We start from the raw sequence: 6,285 nt of genomic DNA, 5'->3' as shown, positions 1-6,285 counted from the left end.
GGCGCTGCGCCGGGCGGCGCAGGAGGAGGCGATGCGCGAGCGCGCCGAAGCCCAGCGTCCGCCGTCGATCGACACCGCCCGCGTCGCCCGCGCAGCCGCCGGCGAGAGCGAATTCTCGCGCATGGGCTACGTCGACGACGCCGAGATCGAGGCACACGTGCGGGGCCTGCTGGAGCGTCGCGCGGCCGGTCAGTAGCCGCTCGCGCGCGGCCCCATCGATTCGGAACGGCCCCGGGGGCCGTGATATTGTTTCTGAGGTTCACGGGCCTGTGGCGCAGTTGGTAGCGCGCTTCGTTCGCAATGAAGAGGTCAGGGGTTCGAATCCCCTCAGGTCCACCATCTGTCCTGAGTCGCGACATCGTTCACGGACGTGTCGCGGCTCAGGACTTCTTTGTGGGTTCGATGGGGTGAAGGGCGCTCCAGGCTCCGCCGCCCTCACCACCTGGTGTACAGCAGGGTCTGGGCGACGATGGCGAACGATGCCTGGACGATCAGCCCGGTCCGGCGCCAGCGCGCCGGAAGCAGGGCCGTGCCGAGCAGCATCCACGGCACGAACGGCAGCCAGATGCGCTCGACCTCCGCGCGGCTCATCTGCGACAGCGTGGCCGCGATGCACATGGCGAGGCCGGCGAGCGCCAGGAAGGCGACCTGCCGCCGTACGCGAGCTTCGCCGCCGGATCCTCGCGTCACCGCGTCGACGGCCGCGACGGCGAGGCCGGGTCCCACCCACGGCCCCGCGCAGATCGCGACGGCCGCGAAGTTCGCCCAGGTCCAGTACTCGCCCGGCCGATGACGCGCGATGCCCGCCCAGTATCTGTCGGTGAGCACGGGGAGGGCCTCCCACCACGCGAACCCGGCGACCGCGAACGCACCGACGACGAGCACCGCCCCCGCGATCGCGAATGGCAGCGGGCGCCAGGCGCGGGCGAGGACGAGGACCGTCACCGCGAGCAGGCCCAGGAGCGGGAGCCCATACGAGAACATCACGCACGATCCGTACAGCAGGCCGGAGGCGAGCCCCGCCAGCGACTGCACGACGAAGCGGGCGGATGTCGCGGCCACCGCGAGCAGCACGGTCGCCCACGCGGCGACCGCGGCGAACATCGCGTCGGCCGAGACGCACATCCAGATCGCGGCGGGCCCGACGGCGAGGAACGGTGCCGCTCGGCGCGCATATTCCTCGGCGCCGAATCGCCGGGCCGTCAGCATGACGGCGACGGCCGTCGACCCCGCGATGAGGGTGATGACCAGGCCTGCGGCCAGGGCGGTGCCCAGGCCGAGCGACACCAGCACCACGAAGAACAGCAGCGCGCCCGGCGGATGCCCGGCCAAGTGCACCGGCCAGTTGTCGGTACTGTCCAGCGGGATGTGGTCGATGTAGATGCGCAGCGTCTCGCCGAAGTCGGTGACCTGCCGCGCCGGGCCGAGGTACTCGGTGCGGTGGTCGAGGATCCCTCCGATGCCTTCGATCCCGTAGACGGTCGCAAGGCTCAGCATCCATGCCACGCCGTAGCCGTACACCGCCGCCAGGAGTCGTCGCCACGGCCAGCGCACTGCGCGTGGGGCGTACACCACGGCGACCACCGCGAGGAGGATCGCCGCAGGCGTGCCAGGGCCGACGCGCGCGACGAAGATCGAGTGGAGCGGAGGGAACGAGCCCGCGCGCACGTCCCAGCCTGTGACCACGGGGATCGCCATCGCCGCGACCACCAGCACGGCGGTCGTCAAGAGCCCCATACGCGCGGCGCGCTCGCGCGTGCGCTGCGCGTCCGGTGCGAGGCGCTCCGTCCGGCCGCTCATGATCCTGCCCGAGGTCGAAGCGCCGCGTGCGCGAACTCCCGCACCCCATCTCTGAAGCCGACCTGCGGCCGCCAGCCGAGCTCGTCGCGGAGCCGCTGCGCCGACGCCGTGACGTGCCGCACGTCGCCGAGGCGATACCCGCCCGTGATCACCGGGCGAGGACCCCCGATCGCGTCGGCCAGCGCGTCGGCCAGCTCGCCGATCGTGCGCACTTCGCCGCTGGCCACATTGAAGGCGCGCGCGCTTCCCGCCGGCGCCGTCGCGGTCCACTCGAGCGCGGCCAGGTTCGCCGCGGCGACGTCGGTCACGTGGACGAAGTCACGTCGCTGCCTGCCGTCCTCGAGCACCGCAGGTGCCTGCCCGGCCTCCAGCGCCGAGCGGAAGATCGATGCGACCCCCGCGTAGGGCGTGGCCTGCGGCATCCCGGGTCCGTAGACGTTGTGGTACCGCAGCAGGGCGCCGCGGCCGCCGGTCTCGCGTGCCCATGCGCGCACCAGGTGCTCCTGGGCGACCTTCGACGCGGCGTACACATTGCGCGGATCGAGGGGCGCGTTCTCATCGATGAGCTCCGGAACGAGCGGCGCGCCGGTGCGCGGCGAGAGGGGGTCGAATCTGCCGGCCGCGAGGTCGGCGGCAGCGCGCGGCGGGGCGGCGATCTCACCCAGCTCGTCGCGGTACCGTCCCTCGCCGTAGACGACCATCGACGACGCGAGCACGAGACGCACCACTCCCGCCCTCGCCATGGCGGACAGCAGCACCGCGGTGCCCAGGTCGTTCGAGCGGACGTAGTCCGCGGCGTCGTCCAGATCGACGCCGAGACCGACCTTGGCCGCCTGGTGACAGACCACGTCGACGCCGTGGACGGCGCGGGCGACGGCGGCGGCATCCGTCATGTCGGCGTGGACGAACTCGACACCGCCACCCGGCTTCGCACCGGCCGGATGCACGTCCGTCCGGAGACTGTCGAGCACCCGCACGCGCCACCCGGCCGCGCTCGCCTGAGCCACGATGCGGGACCCGATGAACCCGGCGCCGCCGGTGACGAGCAGCACCTCGCTCATATCGTGGCCGGCAGGGCGAGCACGCGCGCCGTCGCGGCGCCGTCGACGAGGGCGCGAGCCCGGGGTTCGTCGGGCAGAAGCGCGAGGGCGTCGGAGATCGTGTCGGTGATGCGATCCCGCGCGGCGGTCAGGCGCCGGAACACCAGCTCGGCCGACACCGAGTCGTCGCCGGGCGCGTGACCCACGTCGGCGTCGGTGACGAACGACAGGCTCGCGTAGGCGATGCCGAGCTCGGCGGCCAGCGCCGCCTCGGGATGCATCGTCATGTTGAGGATGTCGGCGCCGAGCTGCCGCCAGCCCTGCGACTCGGCGCGCGTGGAGAACCGCGGCCCGGGGATCACCAGAGCCGTGCCGGTCGCCGCGAACCGGTCGCCGCGCGCCGCGAGGGCGTCGCAGAGCGCCGTGCGCACCACGGGGTCGAACGGATCGGCGAAACCGAGGTGCTGCACGTCGGGTCCCTCGAAGTAGGTGTCGGCACGGCCGTTGGTGCGATCGATCAGCTGGTCCGGCACGACGAACGTGTCGGCGGGCAGATCGGCGGTGATGCTGCCGACCGCCGACGAGGCGATCACTGCGCGTACGCCGAGCGACGCGAGCGCCCACAGATTCGCGCGGTACGGCACGCGGTGCGGCGGGATCGTATGGCCGACGCCGTGACGGGCGAGGAAGGCGACCGTCCGGCCGCCGAAGCTGCCGACGGCGACCGGCGCCGAGGGTCGCCCGAACGGCGTGGCGACCTGTACGAGCCGCGACTCGTCGAGCAGCTCGTAAAGACCCGAACCTCCGATCACGCCGAAGCGGACCGCATCCGTCGCCAGTTCGTCCATGGCAACAGCCTGGCAATTCGCGGGCCGCGCGCACCACGCCGAACCTTACGGTTCTGTGACGGGTGCGCCAGAGTTGTCCGCGATTCGTAAGCGGATGCCGCGGACTCCGGTCGCCGCGCGGCGAGACACTGGGCGGCATGAGCGGGTACACGCAGCGGCTGAGTACGACGTTGGCGCCGCGGGCCGCAGCCATCCGCCGCGCTCTGGACGCACCCGAGCGCACACCGCGGACGGCGGTGGTGCTCGGCCGGATCGTGGGAATCGGGTTCGCCGTGTGCTTCGTCACCGGTCTCTACAGCCATCTGCACCAGCATCCGATCGCGTGGCTGCCGATGCCGACGCGCCCGGTCGAGCTGTACGCCTGGACGCAGGGACTGCACGTCGCGGTCGGGACCGCCCTGCTGCCGCTCGTGCTCGCGAAGCTCTGGGTGGTCTACCCGCGGCTGTTCGCGTGGCCTCCGGTGCGGTCGTTCGGCCACGTGATCGAGCGGGCATCGATCGCGGTGCTCGTGTCGACGGCCCTCCTGCAGCTTCTGATGGGCACGCTCAACACGTTCCAGTGGTACCCCTGGCCGTTCTCGTTCACGCGGACCCACTGGGCGCTCGCGTGGGTCGTGGCCGGCGCGATCGTGGTCCACGTGGGGGTCAAGCTGCCGCTCATCGTGCAGCACTGGCGCCGCACCGGCGAGGCCGAGGAGCCGACGTGACCGACATGCGGCGGCGCGTGTTCCTCGCCGGCGTGGGCGCATCGACCGCCGCGCTGGTCGCCCTGACCGCGGGGCAGGCGTTCGACGTGCTCGCGCCCGTCAACCTGTTCGCTCCGCGGGTGAAGGGTCAGGGACCGCAGGCGCTTCCGGTGAACCGGACTGCGGCGCAGGCCGGAGTCACCGAGTCCGCGCACGACACCTCCTGGCGGCTCGAGGTGCGTGGGGCGGGTGCGCGACTCGCGTACACCCGCGACGAGCTCGCAGGGATGCCGCAGACCGAGGCCGTGCTGCCGATCGCGTGCGTCGAGGGGTGGAGCACGAGCGCGCATTGGCGTGGGGTGCGTCTGCGCGACCTGCTCGCCGAGGCGGGGATGGCGCAGAGCGGCACGATCCGGATCGAGAGCCTGCAGAGCCGCGGACCGTATCGCGAGACGACGATGCCGCCGCACGTCGCGTGGGACCCGCTCACCCTCGTGGCGCTCGAGGTGAACGGCGGCGTGCTCGACCTCGATCACGGCTATCCGGCGCGGATCATCGCGCCGGGCAGGCCCGGGGTGCTGCAGACGAAATGGCTTGCGACGATCGAGGAGCTGCCGGCATGAGGCCCTCCCGCATCGTGCTCACCATCGTGGGTCTCGGCCTCGGCGGGTACGGAGCCCTGCTCCTCGTCACGACGCTCTCGCCGGCGTCGCTGCTGGCGCTGGCCGTGTGGCTCGTCGGCGTCGTCGTCGCGCACGACGCCGTCGTGGCTCCCGTCGAGTCGGCGGTGCACGCCCGATGGTGGCGACGGGCCGACCGCCGACCGGTCGTGGTGACGGCGGTCGCGCAGATCGGATTCGTCACCGGTGCGATCCTTTCGCTCTATGTCCTCCCCGAGATCTGGGCACAGGGGCGCGGATCACCCAACCCGACGATCCTCGTCGGCGACTACGCGCGACGGCTCGTGGCCGTGTGGGGCGTGATCGCGTTCGTCGTGCTCGTCACCTGGCGCGTCGCCGTGCGACGGGATCGCCGCTGACGGGCGCCGTCCGCGCGTACTCGGCGAACCACCGTCCCTCCGCGTTCCACTCCCGCACGGCCTGCAGCCGCGCGTCGCACGCGTATCGTCGCAGTGCGTGCCGGCCGACCTCGGCCCACGGGAACGAGCCGCCGGTCGCCCCGCTCTCGTCTGCGAGCACGCCGGCGAATCTCCTGTCGCGGCGGGAGTCGGCATGCGTCTCGACCAGGACGCGACCGTCCGCTCGCAGCAGGTCGCGGCACCGGGCGAGAAGGGCTCCCGGATCACCGCCGATCCCGATGCTGCCGTCGAGGAGGAGCGTCGTCCCCCAGGCGCCTTCGTGAGGCAGCGCGTCGAACACCGAGCCCTGCATGACCGGGATGCCGCGGCTGCGTGCGATCTGCGCGGCCGCTGCCGACACATCTACGCCGAGCGCGGCGAGCCCCGCCTCCCGTGCCGCGTGCACCATGCGGCCCGGTCCGCAGCCGACGTCCAGCACCGGGCCCGACAGTCCCTGCGCCATCCGCCTCTCGAGCGCATCGGCCCTCGCCAGGTAGCGGTCGACATCGTGTCGCGTACCGCCGGATGCCGCGGCCTCCCGCAGCAGCACGGGGCCTGTCGGCTCACGCAGCGCGCGTTCGTAGTGCCGGCCGAAGGCGTCTGCGTGGGCGGCGATGCCGGTCAAGACATGCTCCGGAGGAGGCGCGAGAGATGCCCGTCCGCGAGGAGCGGTTCCACGGCGCGCAGCGATGCGACATCGTCGATGTCGGTCAGCGCCCCGAGCAGCCCGACGTCCAGTCCGGCCGCCTCGAGGCCGTCGCGCTGCCGCGCCCCGGTGTCGTCGCGCGACATCGGCACCCCGCGCACCACATCCCCGCGCGGCTCGCGCAGCG

The 6,285-nt window shown here is 72.6% G+C and carries 7 protein-coding genes, 1 tRNA gene and 2 pseudogenes; 5 read left to right on the top strand and 5 right to left on the bottom strand.

All coding sequences use genetic code 11. The annotated features are described in order from the left end of the window. Both EIO58_RS10890 and EIO58_RS10885 read left to right on the top strand, forming a co-directional pair. Positions 1-196: pseudogene (locus EIO58_RS10890) on the top strand (large exoprotein); the annotation flags it as partial. Positions 197-263: 67 nt separating this feature from the next. Next, a tRNA-Ala gene (locus EIO58_RS10885) sits at positions 264-339 on the top strand. A gap of 96 nt (positions 340-435) precedes the next feature. Here EIO58_RS10885 and EIO58_RS10880 read toward each other — a convergent pair. Genes EIO58_RS10880 through EIO58_RS10870 form a run of 3 tightly spaced genes read right to left on the bottom strand, consistent with a single transcriptional unit; the run spans position 436 to position 3,688 of the window. Beyond that, the gene (locus EIO58_RS10880) at positions 436-1,800 is read right to left on the bottom strand and encodes a hypothetical protein (RefSeq protein WP_164861640.1); all 1,365 of its coding nucleotides are present in this window, start codon (positions 1,798-1,800) and stop codon (positions 436-438) included. Further along, positions 1,797-2,861 (bottom strand): NAD-dependent epimerase/dehydratase family protein, encoded by a 1,065-nt coding sequence (locus tag EIO58_RS10875; protein ID WP_127819560.1) that lies wholly within the window; start codon positions 2,859-2,861, stop codon positions 1,797-1,799. Before EIO58_RS10875 ends, EIO58_RS10880 begins: the two co-directional genes overlap by 4 nt. Next, complete coding sequence (locus EIO58_RS10870; RefSeq protein WP_127819559.1) at positions 2,858-3,688, bottom strand: S-methyl-5'-thioinosine phosphorylase; 831 nt, start codon at positions 3,686-3,688, stop codon at positions 2,858-2,860. The genes EIO58_RS10875 and EIO58_RS10870 overlap by 4 nt, the downstream gene beginning before the upstream one ends. Before the next feature lie 137 nt (positions 3,689-3,825). Between EIO58_RS10870 and EIO58_RS19330 the strand changes: the two genes are divergently transcribed. From EIO58_RS19330 to EIO58_RS10860, 3 genes are read left to right on the top strand one after another with little or no spacing between them, the layout of a single operon-like run. Then, positions 3,826-4,395 (top strand): hypothetical protein, encoded by a 570-nt coding sequence (locus EIO58_RS19330; RefSeq protein WP_240658740.1) that lies wholly within the window; start codon positions 3,826-3,828, stop codon positions 4,393-4,395. A 5-nt stretch (positions 4,396-4,400) separates the two neighbouring features. After that, a complete protein-coding gene (locus EIO58_RS19325; RefSeq protein ID WP_240658742.1) occupies positions 4,401-4,997 on the top strand; it encodes a molybdopterin-dependent oxidoreductase in 597 nt (198 codons plus the stop codon). Beyond that, on the top strand, positions 4,994-5,413 hold the full coding sequence (locus tag EIO58_RS10860) for a hypothetical protein (RefSeq protein WP_127819558.1): 420 nt from the start codon (positions 4,994-4,996) through the stop codon (positions 5,411-5,413). The genes EIO58_RS19325 and EIO58_RS10860 overlap by 4 nt, the downstream gene beginning before the upstream one ends. On the opposite strand, the gene EIO58_RS10855 is transcribed toward EIO58_RS10860, so the two are convergent. Beyond that, the gene (locus tag EIO58_RS10855; RefSeq protein ID WP_240658738.1) at positions 5,376-6,077 is read right to left on the bottom strand and encodes a class I SAM-dependent methyltransferase; all 702 of its coding nucleotides are present in this window, start codon (positions 6,075-6,077) and stop codon (positions 5,376-5,378) included. The genes EIO58_RS10860 and EIO58_RS10855 overlap by 38 nt on opposite strands. Then, positions 6,074-6,285 (bottom strand): annotated as a pseudogene (locus EIO58_RS18810) (TIGR04282 family arsenosugar biosynthesis glycosyltransferase); the annotation flags it as partial. The pseudogene EIO58_RS18810 and the gene EIO58_RS10855, both read right to left, overlap by 4 nt.

The organism is Microbacterium sp. CPCC 204701, assembly GCF_004010105.1.
Lineage (GTDB): Bacteria > Actinomycetota > Actinomycetes > Actinomycetales > Microbacteriaceae > Microbacterium.
Note: the sequence above shows the minus strand (reverse complement) of the source record. Positions and strands in the feature narration are given on the sequence as shown.